General features: G+C 43.5%; 20 protein-coding genes. 5 read left to right on the forward strand and 15 right to left on the reverse strand.

The window, feature by feature from the left end; all coding sequences use genetic code 11:
• Positions 1 to 27: 27 nt before the first annotated feature.
• From ybeD to KIH87_RS06190, 13 genes are all read right to left on the reverse strand, one after another.
• Positions 28 to 294, reverse strand: coding sequence for a DUF493 family protein YbeD (gene ybeD, locus KIH87_RS06130; RefSeq protein WP_232360656.1), 267 nt, complete (start codon positions 292 to 294; stop codon positions 28 to 30).
• A gap of 286 nt (positions 295 to 580) precedes the next feature.
• Positions 581 to 1753: a serine hydrolase gene (locus KIH87_RS06135; RefSeq protein ID WP_232360657.1), complete on the reverse strand. Its 1173-nt coding sequence runs from the start codon at positions 1751 to 1753 to the stop codon at positions 581 to 583.
• A gap of 215 nt (positions 1754 to 1968) precedes the next feature.
• On the reverse strand, positions 1969 to 2775 hold the full coding sequence (locus KIH87_RS06140) for a septal ring lytic transglycosylase RlpA family protein (RefSeq protein WP_232360658.1): 807 nt from the start codon (positions 2773 to 2775) through the stop codon (positions 1969 to 1971).
• Positions 2772 to 3845: a lytic murein transglycosylase B gene (mltB, locus tag KIH87_RS06145; protein ID WP_232360659.1), complete on the reverse strand. Its 1074-nt coding sequence runs from the start codon at positions 3843 to 3845 to the stop codon at positions 2772 to 2774. Before mltB ends, KIH87_RS06140 begins: the two co-directional genes overlap by 4 nt.
• Positions 3846 to 4034: 189 nt before the next feature.
• Complete coding sequence (gene rodA / locus KIH87_RS06150; protein ID WP_232360660.1) at positions 4035 to 5153, reverse strand: rod shape-determining protein RodA; 1119 nt, start codon at positions 5151 to 5153, stop codon at positions 4035 to 4037.
• Positions 5140 to 7083 (reverse strand): penicillin-binding protein 2, encoded by a 1944-nt coding sequence (gene mrdA / locus KIH87_RS06155; protein WP_232360661.1) that lies wholly within the window; start codon positions 7081 to 7083, stop codon positions 5140 to 5142. Before mrdA ends, rodA begins: the two co-directional genes overlap by 14 nt.
• Before the next feature lie 19 nt (positions 7084 to 7102).
• Complete coding sequence (gene rlmH / locus KIH87_RS06160) at positions 7103 to 7573, reverse strand: 23S rRNA (pseudouridine(1915)-N(3))-methyltransferase RlmH (RefSeq protein WP_232360662.1); 471 nt, start codon at positions 7571 to 7573, stop codon at positions 7103 to 7105.
• 69 nt (positions 7574 to 7642) lie between these two features.
• Positions 7643 to 7960: a ribosome silencing factor gene (gene rsfS / locus KIH87_RS06165; RefSeq protein WP_232360663.1), complete on the reverse strand. Its 318-nt coding sequence runs from the start codon at positions 7958 to 7960 to the stop codon at positions 7643 to 7645.
• An 83-nt stretch (positions 7961 to 8043) separates the two neighbouring features.
• Positions 8044 to 8712: a nicotinate-nucleotide adenylyltransferase gene (nadD, locus tag KIH87_RS06170; RefSeq protein ID WP_232360664.1), complete on the reverse strand. Its 669-nt coding sequence runs from the start codon at positions 8710 to 8712 to the stop codon at positions 8044 to 8046.
• Between the two features lie 4 nt (positions 8713 to 8716).
• Positions 8717 to 9751, reverse strand: coding sequence for a DNA polymerase III subunit delta (gene holA / locus KIH87_RS06175; protein WP_232360665.1), 1035 nt, complete (start codon positions 9749 to 9751; stop codon positions 8717 to 8719).
• 12 nt (positions 9752 to 9763) lie between these two features.
• A complete protein-coding gene (locus KIH87_RS06180; RefSeq protein WP_232360666.1) occupies positions 9764 to 10333 on the reverse strand; it encodes an LPS-assembly lipoprotein LptE in 570 nt (189 codons plus the stop codon).
• Between the two features lie 25 nt (positions 10334 to 10358).
• Positions 10359 to 12944, reverse strand: coding sequence for a leucine--tRNA ligase (gene leuS, locus KIH87_RS06185; RefSeq protein WP_232360667.1), 2586 nt, complete (start codon positions 12942 to 12944; stop codon positions 10359 to 10361).
• 293 nt (positions 12945 to 13237) lie between these two features.
• The gene (locus tag KIH87_RS06190) at positions 13238 to 16831 is read right to left on the reverse strand and encodes a hypothetical protein (RefSeq protein ID WP_232360668.1); all 3594 of its coding nucleotides are present in this window, start codon (positions 16829 to 16831) and stop codon (positions 13238 to 13240) included.
• 545 nt (positions 16832 to 17376) lie between these two features.
• Here KIH87_RS06190 and KIH87_RS06195 point away from each other — a divergent pair.
• The 3 genes from KIH87_RS06195 to KIH87_RS06205 all read left to right on the forward strand — a co-directional run bounded on the left by KIH87_RS06195 (position 17377) and on the right by KIH87_RS06205 (position 20143).
• A complete protein-coding gene (locus tag KIH87_RS06195; RefSeq protein WP_232360669.1) occupies positions 17377 to 17565 on the forward strand; it encodes a hypothetical protein in 189 nt (62 codons plus the stop codon).
• Between the two features lie 108 nt (positions 17566 to 17673).
• On the forward strand, positions 17674 to 18195 hold the full coding sequence (locus KIH87_RS06200) for a hypothetical protein (protein ID WP_232360670.1): 522 nt from the start codon (positions 17674 to 17676) through the stop codon (positions 18193 to 18195).
• Positions 18196 to 18433: 238 nt separating this feature from the next.
• Positions 18434 to 20143 (forward strand): SulP family inorganic anion transporter, encoded by a 1710-nt coding sequence (locus tag KIH87_RS06205; protein WP_232360671.1) that lies wholly within the window; start codon positions 18434 to 18436, stop codon positions 20141 to 20143.
• 90 nt (positions 20144 to 20233) lie between these two features.
• Here KIH87_RS06205 and KIH87_RS06210 read toward each other — a convergent pair whose 3' ends face one another.
• Entirely contained in the window at positions 20234 to 20488 is a 255-nt protein-coding gene (locus KIH87_RS06210; protein ID WP_232360672.1) for a hypothetical protein, read from the reverse strand.
• 177 nt (positions 20489 to 20665) lie between these two features.
• Here KIH87_RS06210 and KIH87_RS06215 point away from each other — a divergent pair, with 177 nt between their 5' ends.
• Both KIH87_RS06215 and KIH87_RS06220 read left to right on the forward strand, forming a co-directional pair.
• The gene (locus tag KIH87_RS06215) at positions 20666 to 21133 is read left to right on the forward strand and encodes an RNA polymerase sigma factor (RefSeq protein WP_408635802.1); all 468 of its coding nucleotides are present in this window, start codon (positions 20666 to 20668) and stop codon (positions 21131 to 21133) included.
• Positions 21126 to 21689 carry a hypothetical protein gene (locus tag KIH87_RS06220; RefSeq protein WP_232360674.1) on the forward strand — a complete coding sequence of 188 codons (564 nt, stop codon included), beginning with the start codon at positions 21126 to 21128 and terminating at the stop codon, positions 21687 to 21689. Before KIH87_RS06215 ends, KIH87_RS06220 begins: the two co-directional genes overlap by 8 nt.
• A gap of 15 nt (positions 21690 to 21704) precedes the next feature.
• On the opposite strand, the gene KIH87_RS06225 is transcribed toward KIH87_RS06220, so the two are convergent.
• Complete coding sequence (locus KIH87_RS06225; protein WP_232360675.1) at positions 21705 to 22064, reverse strand: cupin domain-containing protein; 360 nt, start codon at positions 22062 to 22064, stop codon at positions 21705 to 21707.
• Positions 22065 to 22123: the final 59 nt, after the last annotated feature.

Consider the following 22123-nt stretch of genomic DNA (forward strand, 5'->3'; position numbering starts at 1 on the left):
TAAAATCTTGCTCGTAATGCTTGGCAATTACAGTACGTAACGTACCAATTCCAGTTTTGCGAGCTCTGTATAAATGAGCTCCATATGTTCTTTACTGGTGACTTTCACTCGGATGGAAACCGAATGGTAGTTACCTTTGCTGCTTGGCCTTATCGTTGGTGCATAGTCGTCGCTGGGAGCGTGTTGCTGCAAACAGCTGACGACTTGATCCGGTAAGGTTTCGTGGGCAATGCCCATGACTTTAAATGTTTGATGGCACGGAAAGTCCAACAATTCATCAAATCTGGTGTCCATGCGATATCTCTACTCTCAAATTACTCAGGTGACTTCAAAAAAATCTTTCGGATTATACAAATATAGTTTCAAGCTGTCACATGCGTAGATGCGACTGGCTCTGTGTTTATGCTGTGTGTATTGACTGTTGCCGAGTGTGTGGAGAAGGCGGATATCTATGAATTCGCAGTGATTTTGGCTTATTTGCCGCATTTCACTGCGAATTATGTGTTTATTGTTGTTTACGCGTTTCTGTTACAGGGACTTCAACGAAGTGGCTATGAGTTATTACTCTTGTTGGATTTCCTTATTCTTCCATGCCAAATTTCAGTTTGAAGTAGTCAGTAACGCGATTAATAAAGCCGCCTTCTGCAACGCCATTTAGAGTAACCAATGGGTATTCAGCAATGTCTTCACCGTCTAGTTGCAGATACAGCTTGCCTACCACCGTGCCTTTTTCAATGGGCGCTTCCAGTTTTTTATCTAACTGAAAATTGGCTTCCAGATTTTTGCGTTGTCCACGAGGAATAGTTATGGGGGTGTCTTCCATAATTCCCAAGTCCACGGTTTCCTGTTCACCCATATAAATGCGGTGAGAAACAAAACTTTCTCCGGCTTTATATGGCGTGATGGTTTCGTAGAAGCGGAAACCATATTTCAGCAGTTTTTTGTTTTCTACTTTACGAGAACGTTCGCTTTCAGTGCCCATTACCACGCTCACCAAACGCATACCAGCTTGGGTTGCTGACGTAATCAGGCTATAACCGGCTGCGTCGGTGTGGCCTGTTTTAATGCCATCAACATTCAGGCTTTTATCCCACAATAAGCTGTTGCGGTTGTACTGTTTAATGCCGTTATAAGTGTATTCTTTCTCGTGATAAATCGCGTAGATTTCTGGTAAATCGCGGATTAAGGCCGCTGACAGAATCGACATATCACGAGGCGTTGTATAGTGCTCTGGGTCGTGCAGGCCGTGGCTATTCATGTAGTTGGTGGAGGTCATACCGAGCGTTTGCGCGTAAGAGTTCATCATGGCAGCAAAGGCTTCTTCACTACCGGCAATGTACTCCGCCATAGCAACACAGGCGTCATTACCGGATTGCACGATAATACCGCGCAATAATTCGGATACTTTTACTTGTTTACCGACTTCGATAAACATTTTGGATGATTCAGGAAAATTCTTCGACCAGGCATTTTCCGAAATGGTTACCATGTCATCCAGTGTGATAGTGCCATTTTTGATTTCCTGGCCAATCACATAGCTGGTCATGATCTTGGTGAGACTGGAAGGGTGAAGTTGAATATCGGCATTTTCACTAGCGATAACATGACCGGTGTCGTAGTCCATTAGCACGTAGCCTTTAGCTGCGACGGGCGGTGCTGGTGGCACGATAACCGCAGCGTTAGCGGTCAGGGTTGAGGTGAATAGGCAAATGCCTGCGAGTGCGGAAAAAAAGCGTTTATTGATGAATCCCATTCTAAGTCCGTTGTTACTTTATTGGTTTTCGTATTCGAATTTCGTTTTATAAGAGTCTTTATTCTTAAAAGCCGCGCTACTATAACATACACAAATCGCGTTTTAACATGATGTCATGCCTGATTCAGATTCGGTTACATTTCAGTGGCTGTTGTTGGGGGTATGAGCCCAATCTCAGAGTACGACCACAATTATCAGCAATAGTTCGCTAAGCCTTATTCTGCCGCCACGTACAACTTGTATGCGCTGTCATAGCCATTGGCTTTAAGTTCGGTTAGCAACTTGTTGGCTTCGTGATCATTTTCCAGTGGCCCCAATCTTAATCGGTAAATACCGTTTTCTGCCGGTACATGGGTGGGCACTTGATAAAGAGTGGTTAAGCCTTTGGCGAGAGCGTCTATTTTTTCCTGATCCTGTAATGCTGCCACTTGAATAAACACGGCTTGTTCTTTTTCTGTGATTGCTGGAGAAAGAATCGGTTGATTGCCTACAGTGATGAGCCCTTCTTCATCCACATGAACGACCTCCAGTTTCACATGTGCTGTTCCGGTTTTTAACATATCCAGTTTTCGGGCGGCGGCATAGGATAAGTCTATGAGTCGATGACCATGAAACGGGCCTCTGTCATTCACTCTTACAATGACTGAATTGTCGTTTTCGGTATTGGTCACTTTTACATAGGATGGAATGGGCAGCGTTTTGTGAGCTGCGCTCATTTCATACATGTCGTAGGTTTCGCCGTTGGCAGTAAGATGACCATGAAACTTTTGCCCGTACCAGGACGCTTCACCTTCTGCAACATAGCCTTTGCCTGTTTCTAAAGGATGATAGCGCCTTCCTAGCACTTCATAACTTCGGCTGTTGGCCTTGTTGTATTCTTCGTAAATTGGGACGGCATCTTCACTGGTGATATGGTGAGGAGTGCGGTCGGGAGCCGAGTCGTTGCGTTGTGAATAACGCCCTGTACTCATACAACCTGACAAAATAACTACACTACAGATCGCAACGACGGCTAGTTTCATGATTCATACTTCCGGCTTTTAATTTCCTGACTCAACTGGTACACCGCCATGGCATAAAGCGGGCTGTGATTATAGCGAGTGATAACGTAGAAATTATGCAATCCGAGCCAATACTCTTTGCCATTTTCCTGTTCAAATTCCAGCAATTTGGCATCGGCATCTGCTGGGACTTTATCCATATGAGGTGTGAACAAACGAACCCCTTTGCTTTGGATGTCTTGCCAGGAATGGTTGAACTTTAAGTCCTTGTTAATCAGGGAGGTGTATTGTTGACCATCAACCTGGGCTGGAAAGGCGACCGATTCACCCGTTTTCCAGCCGTGGCGTTTAAAATAGTTGGCAACGCTGCCTATGGCATCAACCGGGTTGTTGAGCAGGTCTCGAATACCATCACCATCGAAGTCGATAGCGTAATCGCGGTAGCTGGAAGAGATAAACTGCCCCCAACCCATGGCTCCGGCATAAGAGCCTTTTAATTCGGTAATATCCAGCTTTTCATCTCGGGTGAGTACAAAGAATTCTTCCAATTCTTTACGGAAGAACTTGGCGCGAGGAGGATGATAAAAGCCGAGCGTGTATAGGGCATCTAAAACCGAGTATTTGCCTTTGTATGTACCGTAAAAGGTTTCAACACCAATAATGGAAACAATGATTTCTGCCGGAATACCAAGTTCCTGTTCGGCTCTTTGTAATGTTTCCTGATGAGTATTCCAGAATTCCAGCCCTTTACTGATCCGTTTTTCTGTCAGGAAAATAGGATAATACTGATACCAAGGCTTGGCTTCCCAAGGGCGACTAATGGCTTCGAGAATACTGGGGTTAGGCTGGGCATCTTTAATATAGCTTTCGATATATTCAGGAGAAAACTGATGCTCTTGCACCATTTTCTGTACGAATTGATCGATTTTTTCTTTGATGTCGGGAGATGTTGCTGTGGCTGATTGGCTGCTCTTTTTTGCAGCATCAGCAATGTTACCAGCATCATCTGCGTACAGATTGAATGCTGTTACACCAAAACACAGCGCCATTCCCGCAATGGCTTTGCGTTTCAATAAACTTGTTTTGCGCATTTTATTCCACCATTCACTTTCGTATGTTACTAACTGTCGTCGAAGTGAGTGTTTTTATTATGGGTTTTTAATTTTGTAATTATAGCCTTGAGCTAACCTTAATTATTGATTCTTTTGTTGGTTTCTCAAGTTGATCCAGCACATAAAAAGGGATGTTACCTGCGTTTCTGCCTTTCGTTTTTATACCTATTATTCACGAGACATGAAACGTTTTTGCGTTGCGATCGCCATAAGAATGCCAAAACCTGTGAGTATTGTCACCATCGAGGTTCCACCATAACTCACAAGAGGCAGCGGTACGCCCACGACGGGAAGTATTCCAGAAACCATGCCCATGTTGACGAAGACATACACAAAAAAGGTGAGGGTGATGCTGCCAGCCAGCAGTTTACTGTAGGCTTCCTGCGCACGGATGGCGATGATCATGCCGCGTATCACGATGAAACCATATAAGGCCATTAGTGCGCTAACGCCAACAAAACCAAACTCTTCACTGAATACCGAGAAAATAAAATCAGTGTGGCGTTCCGGCAGGAATTCCAATTGTGATTGAGTACCTTGCAGCCAGCCTTTACCTTCCATGCCGCCAGAGCCGATGGCAATTTTGGATTGAATAATATGGTAACCCGAGCCCAGAGGATCGCTTTCCGGATTTAGAAAAGTGAGTACGCGCTGTTTTTGATAATCCTTCATTAAAAACATCCATAATATCGGCGCGAATATCAGCCCGGCAGCCGCGAGAAAGCTCATGAGTTTCCAACGCAAGCCTGCTAAAAAGATGGCAAATATCCCTGAACTGGCAATAAGCAACGACGTACCCAAGTCGGGCTGCTTGGCGATCAGCAAGGTTGGCGTGATTACGATAAGAAATGCAATGGCAACCTGGCTGGTACGTGGCGGCAGGTTAGCTCGGCTGATATACCAAGCCACCATCATGGGAACCGCAAGCTTCATGATTTCAGAGGGCTGAAAGCGGAAGAAGCCTAAATCCAGCCAGCGTTGGGCGCCTTTTCCCGATACGCCAATGGCAAGCACCGCTACCAACATGAGTACGCCGATAACATAGAAATAAATGGATAATCGTCGATAGGCTAACGGTGGGATTTGAGCAACCAGTACCATTGCCGAGAAGGCCACGCCTAAACGTACAACCTGTTTTTTCACTAAAACCAGATCCTGCCCGCCTGCTGAATAAATGGTAAACAGGCCAACCGCCATCAAGGTTAATAGTGCCAGCAATAAGGGCGCATCAAGATGGATCTTGGCAAGAAATGTGGTTTTGTTCGGATCGAGTTTATTCCGCACCATGTGAGTCTCTATCTTGCTGAGTATGATTGGCTAATGTGTCACTGTTTTCTGAATTAGGTTCTTCAGAGATAAGCGGAGGTAGATCTCTAAACTGATAATCCATAATTTTACGGGCAATAGGCGCAGCTTGTGAGCCACCGTGTCCGGCATTTTCCAGCGCGACAACTACCACGATTTCAGGGTTTTCATAAGGCGCATAGCCTACGTACATGGCGTTATCGCGCAAATGCTCTGCCAGCTTTTCGGCATCGTATTCTTCATCTTGCCCGATACTGATAACCTGAGCTGTACCAGTCTTGCCGGCTGATATGTAGTTGGCATCTTTAAATGCTTTCTTGGCAGTGCCGTGTTCGCGATTCACTACGCCGTACATGGCATCAAGAACAACATCCCAGTTTTCCGAGTTTTTGACTTCAAGCGGCTGCAATGATTTTGGCTCGGCCAATTGCACTTGTCCTTCGTAGTAAAAGCCTCGCAATAGCTGTGGAACGTAGCGCTCGCCACGATTTACCAGAGTCGCCACTGACACCGCTAGCTGAATTGGCGTGGCTGTCCAGTAGCCTTGCCCGATACCGACCGAGATAGTGTCGCCCATATACCAGGGCTGATTATATCGGGCACGCTTCCAGCCTCGTGATGGCATGTTGGCGTCGGATTCTTCGTACAGGTCGATACCGGAATATTCGCCAAAGCCAAAGGCATGCATTTCGTCACTGATGCTGTCGATACCCAGTTTGTACGATAAGTCATAAAAGAAGGTGTCGCAGGATTGTTCTATAGCACTGGTGACATCCATCCAGCCGTGTCCCCAGGGTTTCCAGTCGCGCCATTCATGTTCAACGTTTTTCAGCTTGTACTTGCCTCGGTCAAACATCTTGGTGTCTGGGCGAATCACATTTTCTTCCAACCCTAATAATGCCAAATGGGGTTTAATCGTTGAAGCGGGCGGGTATTGTCCCTGAGTCGCACGGTTAATGAGCGGGCGATCTTTGGAATTGAGAAGCTTGCTGTAACTTTTGCTGCTAATACCATGCACAAACAGGTTGGGGTCGTAGCTGGGGTTGCTATACAAAGCGAGAATGCCGCCATCTCTAGGGTCAAGAGCGATAATCGCCCCTCGTTTGTCTTCCAGAGCTCCTTGCGCCACTTTCTGTAACTTGATGTCAATATTCAGCGCGATGTCCTGACCGGGAGTGGGGGGCTCGAACTTCAAGGTACGAATAACGCGCCCTTTGTTGTTAACCTCTACTTCCTGATATCCCACTTTGCCGTGCAGCAATTGTTCGTGGAATTTTTCGATACCTTGCTTGCCGATATCATAGGTGGCGGCGTAGTTGGCTTCTTGCCCTGCTTCTTTCAGTTTGTTCAGGTCTTTTTTGTTGATTTTCGCCACATAACCCAGCATGTGGGTGAGTGTGTTGGCATAGGGGTAATAGCGCGTTAAGCGAGCATCTACCACGACGCCTGGGTAACGATGCTGGTTGGCTGAGACGAGCGCTACTTCTTCCTGTGTTAACTGGTTACGCAAGGTCACGGGTTTAAAGCGACGCTGGCGTCTAAATTCTTTATAGAAGTCGTCGATCTCGGATTGTTCGAGATTGAGCAGGGTTTTCAAATATTCCAGTGTTTCTTTGAGGTCATCGACCTGTTCTGGAATGATGCGAAGACTGAAAATAGGGCGGTTTTCTGCGAGTAAAACGCCATTTCTATCGTAGATTAAGCCTCTGTTTGGCGTGACCGGCAGTACCTTGATGCGGTTACCGTTAGAGCGAGTCTGGTAATCCTCGTAACTGGTGATTTGCAGGTAATAGAGGTTGCTCAATACCGCAAACATCATGAGTGCAACCACCATTAATGCAATGATAGAGCGACGGGCAAAGAGATTTGCTTCGGCGGTATGGTCTCGTATCGTTATGCGTTTTGGCGGCAAAAGATGAATTCCGGTTTACTTATTCCCTATGATAGGGGTGATTATTATTTAAAGACCATGCTCTATACAAGCTTTCAGCCAAGACAATTCTTACCAAGGGATGCGGCAGGGTCAAGGACGACAGTGACCATTTTTGTTCGGCAGCAGCAACGCATTCAGGTGAAAGCCCTTCTGGTCCGCCAACCATCAGGCTAACATTACGTCCATCGTGTTGCCAGCGTGTTAGCTGTTCAGCAAGCTGGTGAGTGTCCCAAGGCTTGCCGTTTACTTCCAGGGCGACGATGCGATTTCCTTGCGGAATCGCTTCTAAAATTTGCTGCCCTTCTTTTTGTAAGATTCTTTTAATGTCGGCGTTTTTTCCCCGTTTACCCGGCGTTATCTCCTTGAGTACCAGGCTGGTATCAGGGGGGAATCGGTTCGCGTATTCTAAAAAGCCTTGCGTTACCCAAGATGGCATTTTGTTGCCTACCGCAACAAGCTGTATTTGCATAGGTTATGTATCCTTGTTTAAAACCTGGCTGCGAGTAGGGCGGCTATGGATTGGTTTCAAAACCGTGCATTAGCCCCAAAGCTTTTCTAACTGGTAAAAGTCGCGGGTTTCATCTTGCATTACATGCACGACGATATCACCAAAATCAACCAGCACCCATTCACCTATGTCTTCGCCTTCAATGCTAAGAGGTGGGTTACCTGCCTGTTTGCTTTCTTGTACGACATTTTGTGCGATAGAGACGACATGGCGTTTTGAGTTGCCAGAACAAACCAACATGGTGTCGGTGACGGTGGATTTGCCTTTAACGTCAAGGTCTACGATGTCTCTGCCTTTTAGATCTTCAATTTTGTCGATGACAAATTGCTTTAATTCTTCGTGTTCCAATGGTTCTCCCCATAACTGGATAGGTATTGTCTGTATTTAGAGCTGGCTCTATGTTTAATGTTCAAGTTTGCAAAAATTTGCGATTAACCTGCTAAGTATAAATGATGCTGGCGAATGTAGGAAAGTATGTATGGAGGTAAAAGTTCATCTACAGGTAAGCCAACACGTAAATTTTCCCGGATCATGGTGGATGAAATGTCGATTTCATCAGTTTGAGCGTAAAACACATGACCATTTAACTTGTCATGTAAATCCTGGGGTTTAGCCGTTTCACGCTGTTGCAGAAAATCTGCAATATCAGTTTGCTGTTCTTGATGATAGCCGGGACGACAACACACTACTAAATGACAATAGTCGAGAATATCTTGCCAGCGATGCCATTGATGAAAGCTGGTTAAGGAATCCATGCCAATAAAAAAGCAGATTGGGCTATTGGGATTTTCGCTGCGCATTTCTTCCAGAGTATCAATAGTATAGCTAGCTTTATGGCGGCGTAGCTCTCGGTCATCTGCGCTGAAAATAGTCACATGTTCACTGACCAGTTTCACCATTGCCAGACGATCGCTGGGCTTGGTGTTGGGCTGATTCTTATGTGGTGGAATATGACAAGGCATAAGTTTGACTTGTTCAATACCAACTTGTTGCGCCGCCTGTTGCACCGGGAATATATGGGCATAATGAATAGGATCGAATGTACCGCCATAAATACCAATAACGGGCTGCATTGTCGCTAACTCCGGGTGAGCAGACATAGTGCTAACTGAAATCCATGGGCAGATTAGAGAGTTGCATCGGCATGAACATCAGGCATAAATGGCACAATTCAACGTAAGGGCGCGTAATTTGTGACTGCTTTAGTCCCATATCCAGTTGTTGTAGTTTGTGCTGTAGTTCATCCAGCTGAGGCTTGCCGAGTCGATTCAGGGCATTCATGTAGAGGCTTTTACGATTCTGCCAAATGCGCAGTTGTGCCCAGAGTTTATCCAGGGGCTGACGTTGCGATTGTGCAAACTGTAAGGTGGATAGCGTTTGCCATTCCCGCACCAAAGCCCACAGGACGATATTGGGTTCAATACCTTCTGATTCCAAGCGGTTAAGCAATTTCACGGCTTTTGACGCGTCACCAGCCAGCAGTACATCGGCTAGCTGAAATACGTTAAATCGGGATTGCTCAACCAGAATTTTCTCTATCTGTTTAATGTCAATATTGCCGTCGGGGTAGAGCAGAGCCAGCTTTTGCAGTTCTTGTTTGGCGGCGAGCAGATTACCTTCAAAGTAATCAATAAAGAAGTTCACTACGGCGGGATTGGTTTGTAACGACAGTTGCCGCATTTCATCCATTATCCAGCTTCTTAAGCGGTCGCCTTCCAAGGGATAACAAGGGATGTAAATGCCTTGCTGATCTAGCTGTTTGAACCATTTACTGTTCGTGACTTCTTTACCTATTTTGGCTCCATGAATGAGAACCATGACGTCAGGGTTGTCTTGTGCTGCCAAGTCCAGCAGGGTTTTGCTGCCTTCTGTTCCGGGCTTTCCGGTGGGTATTTCCAGTTCAATATATTGACGAGAAGAGAACAGTGACATGTTTTGACTGGCTTCAATCAGCGAATACCATTCAAACTGAGTGTCGGCAACCAGCGATTGGCGCTCGTCAAAACCTTGTTGCTTTGCTTGAGCTCGAACTTGTTCGATGGCATCCAGCTTTTGCTGTGGCTCATCGCCAAACACCATAATAAAACGCGGTAGCGCATTTTGTAGTGTTTGGGCAAGACGATTGGGGTAAACCTGCATGTTCTTTAGTGATTACCGTTTAGTGATTGCTGTTTGGTGAGTATCAGACTGCAAACTGAGCGTGCGGATAATACGGTTAGCCGCTTGTTGTCTCAGTTCGTCCAGAATCAAATCCAACTCGCGTGACTTAGCGAGTACCTGATCCGGGTCGTCCTGATATTCACGAGACAATACAAATTCATACTCGATAGATTCTGGTTTTGCATTTTCTTGCTTAGAACCTTTGATGTATTGGTATTTCACCTGATACAACAATTCGTATTCTGCCACCTGACCACTGGGAAACAACGACAATAATTTGCGCTCCAGCTTTTCGCGTTGCAGATAGAGCGTGGCGTTTTTCTCGTTGAACTGTTCACGTGCTTCGATCACTTCCACATCCAGAAACTTCAGGCGTTGAGCGAGAGTTTTCTGCAATTGCGAATGGCGCTCTGTACTGGTGAGCTGGATATGGCTGACACTTTTGGCAAGCTGATAATCGTTGCGCAATTTAAAGCCGCAGCCATGCAGCAAGCTGGTAATAAGCAAGGTGCTTACTACCAGTTTTAAGGTTGAAAAACGGCGCATGGCTGTCGTTTTCATTATGAGTCCTGATCCTGCGTTGGAATTAGTTCGCAACGATATTTAGCAGCTTGCCCGGTACGTAAATAACTTTGCGAACGGTGTTACCCTCAACAAATGCCTTCACGTTTTCTTCCTGCATAGCTAATGTTTGAACATCGTCTTGCTTGGCGTCGGCAGCTACTGTCATTTTAGCGCGTACTTTGCCGTTCACCTGAACGACAATCAGTTTTTCGTCTTCAACCAATGCGCTTTCATCCAGTTCAGGCCAGCCAGCTTCAACGTTCTCTTCCTGCTGTAATATTTCCCACAAGGCATGGCTTGCATGAGGCGTAATCGGGTTAAGCATACGCACCATTGCGACCAAGGCTTCACGTACCAATGCGCGTTGTTGAGCCGTTTCCTGAGGCGCTTTTTGTACCTTGTTCAATAACTCCATAATCGCAGCAATGGCGGTATTGAAGGTTTGACGGCGACCCATGTCATCAGTGACTTTAGCAATGGTTTTGTGAATGTCACGACGCAAGGCTTTGTCATCAGCAGATAAATTTGCAACGTTTAATGCTTCAATGTCACCTGCTTCCATATGCTCTTGTACGGTTCTCCACAAGCGGCGAAGGAAGCGATTTGAGCCTTCTACGCCCGAATCAATCCATTCCAGCGTTTGCTCTGGTGGCGCGGTGAACATGGTGAATAAGCGAATAGTATCGGCGCCGTATTGCTCAATAACTTCTTGTGGGTCGATACCATTGTTCTTGGACTTTGACATCTTGGTCATGCCGCCATGAATAACCGGTTGGCCATCACTGCGTAAGACTGCGTTGATGATACGGCCTTTGTCATCGCGATGGATGTCAACTTCCGTTGGGTTAAACCAGGTTTTCGCCCCTTTCTCGTCTTCACGGTAATAGCTGTCGGCTAACACCATACCTTGGCACAACAAGCGTTTGAACGGTTCATCAGAGCTAACCAGGCCCTCGTCACGTAATAGTTTGTGGAAGAAGCGAGCGTACAATAAGTGCAAGATAGCGTGTTCGATACCACCGATATATTGATCAACTGGCAACCAGTAATTAGCTTGCGTTGGATCCAGCATGGCATCGGGGTTTCCAGCAGAACAGTAACGGGCATAGTACCAGGACGACTCCATAAAGGTGTCGAAGGTGTCGGTTTCGCGCTCAGCAGGTTGACCGTTATAGGTGGTTTTGCGCCACTCTGGATCGGCTTTAATCGGCGATATCACCCCGTCCATTTCCACATCTTCTGGCAATACCACTGGCAGTTGATCGGCTGGAACCGGCACAGACTCACCATTTTCCAGATTCAACATCGGAATAGGCGCGCCCCAATAACGTTGACGGGAGACACCCCAATCGCGCAGGCGATAATTGACGGTACGTTTACCTTTGCCTTCGGCTGACAATTTGTCGGAAATGGCGTTAAATGCGTCTTGCGAAGTCAGGCCGTCAAACTCACCAGAGTTAACCAGAATGCCTTTTTCAGTGTAGGCCGCTTTGCTCAGGTCGCACTCGTCTTCATCGTTAACGGGTTTGATAACCTGCTTGATGTCCAAACCGTATTTAGTGGCGAATTCCCAGTCACGTTCGTCGTGCCCTGGAACGGCCATAACGGCACCGGAACCGTAATCCATCAATACGAAGTTAGCTGTCCATACAGGCACTTCTTCGCCGGTGATAGGGTGGATGGCGAATAAGCCTGTCGCGCAGCCTTTTTTCTCCATGGTTGCCATATCGGCTTCGGCAACCTTGGTGTTTTTGCATTCGTCGATGAAGGCGGCAAGTTCCGGGTTGGTTTCTGCTGCTTTCAATGCCAAAGGATGTTGTGCTGCAAGTGCTACGTAAGTCACGCCCATCAAGGTGTCTGGACGAGTGGTGTAAACGTCGAACGCTTCGTTCTGGCCTTTAACCTGAAACGTTAACTCTACACCTTCTGAACGACCAATCCAGTTGCGCTGCATGGTTTTAACCTGATCAGGCCAATCTGGAAGTTGCTCTAAATCATCCAGCAACTCTTGCGCGTAGTCAGTGATCTTGATAAACCACTGTGGAATTTCTTTTTGCTCAACCAAGGCACCAGAACGCCAGCCGCGACCATCAATAACCTGCTCATTGGCCAATACGGTTTGGTCAATAGGATCCCAGTTCACGGTTGCATTCTTTTTGTATACCAGTTTCTTTTCGTATAGACGGGTGAAGAACCATTGTTCCCAGCGATAGTAGTCTTGCTGGCAGGTCGCTGCCTCACGATCCCAGTCGTAGCCAAAACCCAAAGATTTTAGCTGGGTTTTCATGTATTCGATGTTGGAGTAAGTCCATTTGGCGGGAGCTGTTTTATTTTGAATGGCGGCGTTTTCTGCTGGCAATCCGAACGCATCCCAACCCATAGGTTGCATGACGTTTTTGCCTTGCATGCGTTGAAAACGACTAACGACATCACCAATGGTGTAGTTACGAACGTGCCCCATGTGCAGCTTGCCACTGGGGTAAGGAAACATGGAGAGACAGTAAAATTTTTCTTTATTTGGATCTTCCGTTACGTTGTGGGCTTTATCTTGCTCCCACTTCTGCTGGTACTTTTTTTCTATTTCTCGTGGTGAATATTCTACTGCCATTAAAGGTTCCGTTCTTGAATACTGGTTTGCACTTGCGTTTGACGCCATGCTTTGGGTTACACGGGACGGTCTTTTTATGCCGCATTATGACCGTTTCGCAAGTGGCAAAAATCGGGTTAATTTCAAAGCGCCATAGAATACCGCAGGCGGCAGGTTTATCACAATAGCCAAGGGAAATTTGTGGGGACGTTCCTAATTGAAATTGAACCCCCTGCACTTACAGAATCTTCAATGCTGAAGTTGTAAAATGTGAGTGAATTTGAGCAGAGTACTATTGGTCTTAGAGATCAAGCTTAGAGCAACATCCAAAGGGCAGGATCCCCTACCGTATAGGCTCTATTTTCGATGTTTTCTAGATTACATGCCTCTCTTAACCATTGTAGTTCAAAAAGCCTGTTCATATATCTGTGCTTGGAAATGATATCTTCAATTACTTGTAGAGTATCTTGAAGTTCATTTCTTACTTCCTTCGATGGTGTGTGGATTAATAATTGTCTCAAATACTCAGCATGTAAAATTTGTAGTTGGCAGTAAAATAAAGGGTAGTGATCCTTGATATTGAATAATAGATTGGTCAGCTTCTTGCCTAGGTTTTTTGAAGGAGGGGTATTTTCAACCAACGATTTATACAGATTGAAGCGTAAGAATCCTATATCGTAGGTCATTTTATAAAATGGAGAAATTGAAAATAAAGTTGCATCTATAATGTCATTCAGAATGTTCTCAATTTTTTTGAGTATTGTTTTTCTTTTTGAAATTCTACTGCTTTTTTCTTTGGTCGCCTCTGTTTCATAAAGCATTCCAGAGCAAAGTAGAACATTTAAATGGATATATTCTGGGATCAATAGTGTCTTGACTAAATATGAATTGGAACTTTGACCCTTCAATGTTTCATTGTACGTGTTTATATGTTCCTTTAGCTTATTAGATATAGTACTTAGTCGGGATTCTAATTCTCTCCATTTATCCTCAAATTTTTTGTCAACTAAAATTAACGGGTGTTGAAGAATTTTAATCCTTAACATAGAGGAATATCTTTCAATCATAGCAGACATCGGAAAATCCCTGTTAATAAATTTCTCTAAGCTGTTCTCTGAATAGATGAAGTCGTTTTTGTTATCGTTTATTATCTCCAAACTCTCCTTATGGTTTCCAAGAGCCGTATAGGTTCTTAGTAAAAATGCATCTAACTTCATACTGATGTTCTGTTCTTTTTGAGATGGAAAATCTTGAGATTTAAGATGTAATGCGAAGTCTCTTGCTATATCAAGTTGTCCCATTAATATTCTTACTGCTAGTGTTAGCAGCGAAATATTAATAGAAATATTTGGGCCACCAATAAAGCTCTCGAAGGACGACAAGCCACTATTTTCACTTGGCGATTTGGCGGAAATTTTAATTAGATTTTCTACAGACTGAAGTTGGAATAATAGAGAAAAGAAAATTTCCACATGTCCCACCTGAACGGCTGAAAAAAGTAAATTTTGCAGAAATTTTGTCGTAATTTCTTTGTTTGATTTTTGAAAAGCCTTGAGAACGCTTGGAGGTAATACTGAATATGTGTTTGATTCCCTGGAATGTGTAATTTGAATGTTTCCACCAGACTTTAATTGAAAAAAACGCTTTAGCAATGAGTACCTTATTTTATTTCCATTGAACAGGACTCTTGTGGATGCATAAGTTTCTCTTAGGTCGAGACACCAATGAATAATAATGTAACTGTAGGTAATAATTTTGTGGTTCCAATCATCAAGTGTCTGTGAATCATTATCCATTTTTCCAGCACAGAGATCGGCAACCATATTGTTGAATATTTCTCCTTCATCATGCTCGTGATTGGTTTCGCTGTATACATTTCCACTTACGTCATCTTTTGTAAATGGTTCGGCGGCGTGAAGAAGGCAATCCACTATTTGGCTAATTCTAAGAATTTGATCAGATCTTGGTGTGAAGTCACAAGTGCGCATTTTATCGGTTGCGGCAAGTAATATATCCAGTCCTTTTTTTTGTTCTTTGCTTGTTTTTTCGTCTTCTCTCGGTGTGTTTTTTAAGTGATCTGAAAGTAGAGAATACAAACCTAAATTTTTGTCATCATATATGGATATTAAGGATGCATTTTCTTCGTCATCTATATAAGAGTTTAACAAGGTTCTGAACGAGAGTTTCGCCAATGAAAACCTAATTCTTGGTATAAAGTTATTAGATAAATGAAAAGTTTCTATTCCTTCTTGGGAGTTCATTTCCTGAATAAATGTTTGGGAGTATATTTCCTTAATAGACGGATCTTTGAATTGATAACAAGGCTCATTTGTTCCTGCACGATCTTCTTGTTCGACAAGTACTGTTAGCAGCAAGTTGTTTAATGTGTTTGCGCTAAGAGGTTTATTTCCTGAGTTGTTTAATTCACTTAACTCTGACATTACATGTTTAGCTGATTCTTTTTTTATTCCGTCCATTGTAACGCAGCATAGGAAAAGAAATAACATAGCGGACAGATTTGGCCTTGGTTTGGCTTCATTGTTCTCGTAATACTCATCCCAGTTGACAGTTGACAGAAATATCCATTCATAAATGACGGTTTCAAATTTACCATTAATTATTAAGTCGATATATCTTTTGCTATTATCCTCAATATACTTTCTATAACCGAGGGCTATGACCATTTCCTCAATTTGGCTTAATAGCCTGAGCTGTCGGATATTAATCATATATGATGGGATTTTTGATAAGATTTGGGGAGTTAAGTGATAACTCTGGTTTCGCTTGGCTTCTTCAAAAAGCGTAATGGATGGTGCGTGGACATTTATTATTTCTGATTTTATGGGGAGTGTATGTATGAATTTTTCTGGAGATTCTTTTGAGGTAAGTAACATTTGAATCTTATCTTTATTTCTTATTGATAACTCATGTATTAACTCTATTAAATAAGTCCATTCTTTTCCGCTAACTGAGTGTGAGATTGATAGATCCGTTCTTGATAAGTCCAGTTTCGTTTCAAATCCGTAAAGTATTAAGATGTATCTTTTATGCACAAATAAATCCATTAAATCAGAAAATAAATTTGATGGATGCAGTTTGTTAATTTTTCGTTTCTCTTCTGTGGTGTACACCTTTTGAGTGTTCTCAGTTCCATCTCTTCTTGATTGCAATTCTTCTCTTATGCAAAAAAGAACCTCTGAAATTTGAGCATAAAACGTAAGATCTAGTGAAATAAAACTTACGTCATTGTTTTTTCGTTCAAATACTTCCCTCTGCCATTGTTTTATTATTTCTCTTTTTTGAGTGCTTGGGCTTCCATAGATAGTGCATATAGGAGAGTTGTTTTCAATTATGTGAAGTGTCAATTCTTGTCTAATTCTTCTGGATGCATTTTCTCTATTTGTAAAAGCTATGATTGAATTTTGAGAAAACATGTCCTCATGTATATTGAGCTGCATGAAAGGGATAGGGTGACTGTCTCGTTCGTTCTTTTCTTGATCCGACATGGATCCTATCAGTTCTTCTATTTCAGTCTGCTTTTGATCGAAATATGTATCTATTGGCGGAGAAAGGTCTTTTTCCTTCGCGTGCTCTGATACAAACTCAATTATCAGTTGTTTGATTTCTGTCGGTATCACTTGTCCTTGACCCTTAGATATCTGGCTTGCGGGTATTTCTGAGTTCTCCCCTTTTCCTCTTAGCCAGGAATTTAGAGTTGATAACTTAAGGTTGTAGTACTCAAGTAATACTCTGAGTTTAAAGCCGAAAGTAAATGACATGTCTGCATCTGCTTCGTATAAACCATTTTCCGAAGGTTTACTGTGACGGAACTTATACTGGTTTTTAGGTAAAAGCCCACGATCATACTTTTTTATTTGGGAAATACTTTTATTCAGATTATGAGACATGTTTTATAAGATCTAGATTTTGAGTTGAATTTTAAATTAATTGGTGTGTAGAATAGCCCGCAATTTTTGCGATGGAAATAAAAACATCCAAAAATAGGGGTTAAAAGTTATTTGTTGATAGGGTATGGGGGCGTTTTCGCTCGAGTGTGAAGGAAATTTCTGTGTAACTTAACAAGCGGTCAATATCTGTTGATTTAATTTATTGAAAAATAACAAGAAAAAATGCTTTCCCGCTTGGTTTGTAGTGTGGCTTGATCTTTGCATGGTAATTATCGGTAACATAACAAAAAAATATTATTAGGATAACTTATTTAGGTTATTCTATATTTCAGTTACGGTAAGAGGTATCCCAATTTTGTGGTTGAAGCAGATTCAGCTCATTTGGCTCGAACAAACTACGTGGTTTACGTGTCACAACGTAGATTACTCTGAGTATAGGGCGTTTAGAGGGGATATCTTGGTAACTGAACTTAAATTTGAACTACTTTTACTTGTTACTGGATCGTACGTATCTGATCCCGGTCGAGAAGTAGTGGGAGATTGGTATGCCAAATAGAAAGCGTAATCCTAAAAAAGCATTGGAAATAGGAGTTCAATATTTTTCAACGGAAAGGAGTGAGTTTAGTTTGCGTAATGAGACATGGCAGGAACCGTCAGATGCAGATATCGAGTTGTGTATAAGTAATTACTCCAAGCTTGTTTCGCAGCGTTTAAAAAAAACGGAACATAGCTAAAAGGAAATAAAAAATTCCATAAATTGATTTACGCTTTGAGTTTGTTGTCAGATATGTGTGCGCTTATGGAGAATTAATTATGTGAATAATAGGGTTTGAAGGTTATTGATGAATATTTCGTCCGTAGATTTTGAAGAGCTTAGTAGCATCGAAGAATTTGTTAAGTTTTGGATGAAAAAGGTCTGTAAGCACATCCACTTGCGAGGTTTGATTGAATCTGGAGTGTTTCCTTTTTATGGTGAAATTACTGGGCTTGTATGGTCTGATGACAGATTATGTGATTTAGAAGAGTGGTTCGGATATGGAAATATTGACGTTTATGGATTAGAAGTGAAAAGATGCTTGCTTATGTTGGTGACTGAAGTTCTTCTAAAAAAATTTAAGCATAGGTCGACTTCTGGTTTTAGTGTGGGCAGCGATGGGAAATACTTAGGTGATGTGGAAGAGATTATTGGCCCTCCGAACTATCTGGTCGAGACTGTTCCTTGCGGTGGTCAAGGGTGGTTTAGTTTAAACATTCGTTTTGTTAGTACTGGGAAGATGAAACCAAGATATGCATGTGTCGGGCTACAGCTTTTGGCTTATTGTGACGATGGGGAAAAGAAGACAGGAATAGAGTTTTCACTTTAGTCAGTTTATCTTGTTCTTTTTCACTTGAATGTATTCTGTCTGTTTATTTTTCTTTTTTTATCTCAGTAATTTAAAATATATCTTTATACTCTCTTTGTGTATTTTCTATATGTTACAAGGAGGCAGTTTTACATTTATTAATAAGCTTCCTACATTCCCTTTGCAAGCGTGATTTCAGCTCTTACACTAAAGAGGTGTGAGCTTTATGCATCACCTTCCAAAAATAAGTAGTGAATCAATGAATAAACACCCGTCTTTCCTTCCGGTTGCTTCAGCCTTACGAGGTTCAATGAAGCAATACAATGCTTCTATGTTCCGCCACGATTTGTTAGCTGCCTTTGTGGTTTCTCTGGTTGCTTTGCCGCTTTCAATGGCGCTTTCCATTGCCGTTGGGCTGCCGCCGCAACATGGTTTGTACACTGCGATTGTGGCAGGGATTATTGTTCCTTTGTTGGGCGGTTCTATTTGGCAGGTAAGTGGCCCAACGGCAGCGTTTGTGGTGATTTTGGCGCCAATTGTGAGCCAGCACGGGCTAAGAGGCATTGTCTGGTCGGGGCTTATTGCCGGTGTCATATTGATAGGTATGGGAATCTCTCGATTGGGGAGATTAATCAATTATGTGCCTTATCCTGTTACAACGGGCTTTACCGCCGGAATTGCTGTGGTGCTGGCGGTGTTGTCGTTGAATGATTTTATGGGCTTGGGCATTGCCAGTTTCGATGGTTCTTTTATACAGAAACTGTCGCTGATTGGGGCTCACTTTTCTTCATTACAACCCGCTACATTGGTCGTGGGGGTTGTTACCCTGGCGCTACTGTTTTGGGGTGAGCGCATTGTTCCTTTTATGCCCGCTGCGATGACGGCCATTCTGGTCGGTACTGGGTTGGCTCTGGCGTTTACGTCGATGGGTTATGAGGTTGCCACCATCGGTAGCAAGTTTAGCTATACCGGCGCAGAAGGAGAGGTGGTATCGGGAATTCCGCCTTATCCTCCAGTATTCAGTTGGCCTACCTTTTCTCCCGGTGAATTGTTTACAATTCCTACTTTTACCGAGTTTCATGATCTGCTATTCCCCGCCGTTGCTATTGCAATATTGGCGGCTATCGAGTCTTTGTTGTCGGCGACGGTGGCAGACAGCATGGCGGGAACCAAACATGACCCCAATGCGGAACTGACAGGCATTGGCGTTGGCAATGTTTTCTCAGCGTTGGCGGCAGGTATTCCGGCAACCGGAGCCATTGCTCGTACCGCGACCGTGATCAACAACGGCGCTCGGTCTCCACTCGCGTCCAGTATTCATGCTGTCTTGATCATGTTGTACGTGCTTATTCTGGCTCCCTATATCAGTTATGTGCCTATGGCTGCGTTGGCGGCTTTATTGATCCATACGGCTTATCGCATGTCTCACTACAAGCAATTCATTCGTACCATGCAGATTGCGCCCGGCAGTGATGTGGTGGTGTTGCTGGTGTGTTTTGTTTTAACCGTGTTTATCGACATGGTGGCGGGCGTGGGTATCGGGATGATTTGCGCGTCATTGTTGTTGATAAAACGTGTGATGGAAATGACGCAGGTGGAAGTTGAAGGTGATACCAACGAGCTTGTTGTTGGTGTGCCGACTAATGCGCCGCAATTTCCTAAAGGTACGGTTGTGTACCGGGTTCGAGGCCCCTTGTTTTTCGGCACCATTGAAAAAGCTTTCGAGCGCTATCAATTCACGCATGACTACGTAAAACGCTTTATTCTGGATATTCGAGGCGTGCCTTTTATTGATATGACAGGGTTGGTTGCTGTGAAAACCATGTTGTCATCCATCGCCAGAGAAGAGCGTCCGGTGCATATCATCTGCAATTCCCCGGAGATTCAGAAAAAGATCCAGCAAAAGATTTCTGATCACCATGTTAAGCAGTTTGTGCATTTTCATCAGAGTTTGGATGAGTTGCAGTGAAAGTCAGGGGGCGTGTAGTGCCCCCATTCGCTTTGCTTTCGTGCTCGACAATATTGCCCCAATTATTTGGGGAGCATAGGGCTAATGTTCTTATAATGATTTTTTCATATCAAAAGCCTGATCGGTGATCAGTTTTTCCAGCACCTGAATGCGTTCTTTTAATGCTGTGATTTCGTGATGTTCAATATTTTCAGGGGCTGTGTCTCTATGTGTATGCATCATTCCTTCCGGATCATTGAGCAATCTGTTAGCGAACTGCCAACCTTTGGTCTTACCCAGTGTTTCAAGGACAAATTGCAAAACAAATGCAATTGCGAAGAGGCTAATAAATATTACTGTTTCCATAGTGTTCTCCAGTTTAAATAAGGTGTTCAATGTCTATAGTCTGATTGTTTGTAAAAAAATTACATTGGCTTGTAATTTTTTCTGACGGATAGCGACTATTGGACAACAGTAGATAGGAGAGATGTGTGCAGTTTAATTCCCGGGTGAATAATATTGGAACTGAAATTTGAAACAATAATGGCTGAGTATGGTGCTATTTTGGGGCGTGTAGCAGCTAGCTATGAAGCTAATTTCTCTCTACAACAAGAGTTGTTTCAGGAGATGTGCTTGTCAGTATGGCAGGCTTTGCAGCGTTATCAGGGTAATAGCAGTTTAAAAACTTATGTGCTTCGGGTCGCTCACAACAGAGGCGTTGATCATGTGGCTTACCAGACACGTCAGATCAAACCTGATCCTTTTAATGACGAACAAGGAAACGAGAATGTGTCTCCTCACAGAAAACTTCAGCAGGAAGATCAAGTGGCGAGACTATTACGAGCCGTCCGCGAGCTTCCAGTGACCCAAAGACAAGTGGTGACTCTATCTATGGAAGGGTTGGATTATCATGATATAGCGGAAGTCTGTGGATTAACAAAAAGTAATGTTGGCGTGATATTGAATCGTGCTAAAACCGTGCTGATGCAGAGAGTAAAAAGTGATGAATGAGCGTGAATCTTTGTCTGGATTGTGGCAACAACAGGAAGTTAAATTGCCTGATACTGAAGAGTTAAAGAAGTTATGGAATAAAGAGAGGAATAAACAAAAGGCTTATTTATCACTGGATTTAGTTGGAATAACTGTTGCTCCGTTATTGCTTTTGTTTTTGTACGAGCAACTACATTGGTTTGAGGTTCTATGGCTGGTCGTGGTTGGAGTCATAGCGATACTGTTTACCGGATATTTGATTTGGTTGAGAAGGGGGGCAGTAATGCAACGTTATGCCAGTACAGGAAGTTATCTAGAGCTCATGAAACAGCAATATATGCGTAATATTTTACTGGCCAAATGTACTCAATGGTTAGTGTATGGTATGGCAACTATGTTTATTTTGATGTTTTGTGGGCTTTCATACTTTGAGGTGTTGGGAGCTTCAATTTTATACAGTCGTATCGTTATATCCAGTCTGATACTCGCGGCAGTATTGATTCCTGTCTGGATATGGGCACGTCGGCGAGCCGACGTGTTTGCAACAAGGTTAGTTCACTTGCAACAACTAAGGTGATGGCAAGCAAGTGAGTTATACAAGGATTTTATCACCATGACTGGGCGGCGTGGATGTTACGGTAAATATCAAGTCTTGTTCTTGATCATTACGCAATAAATGGGCTTTTCCTGCCGGAACATGCAAGCCCTGGAGAGGCGAGAGTTCATACAATTGGTTTTCCAGCTCTATTGTTGCTATCCCTTCCAGCACGAAGAAAAACTGCTCAGCATGTTGGTGATAATGCTTAACTTCGGCGCAGCCTTGAGGTACTCGCTCCTGAATAATATTCAAGGTTGGCGTTTTCACCAGATGCCAGCCATCACATCTTTGTCCTTTGGCGTTGGGTTCTCCCCATTGGTAATGTTCGGTGTTGTGGATTGAGACTGTGCTCATATATCTTCCTGCATGTACGGATTTTGGTCTTAACGAAAAAAGCTCCCATGCCTAAGCAC

The organism is Paraneptunicella aestuarii (genome assembly GCF_019900845.1).
In the GTDB taxonomy this organism is placed as follows: domain Bacteria; phylum Pseudomonadota; class Gammaproteobacteria; order Enterobacterales; family Alteromonadaceae; genus Paraneptunicella; species Paraneptunicella aestuarii.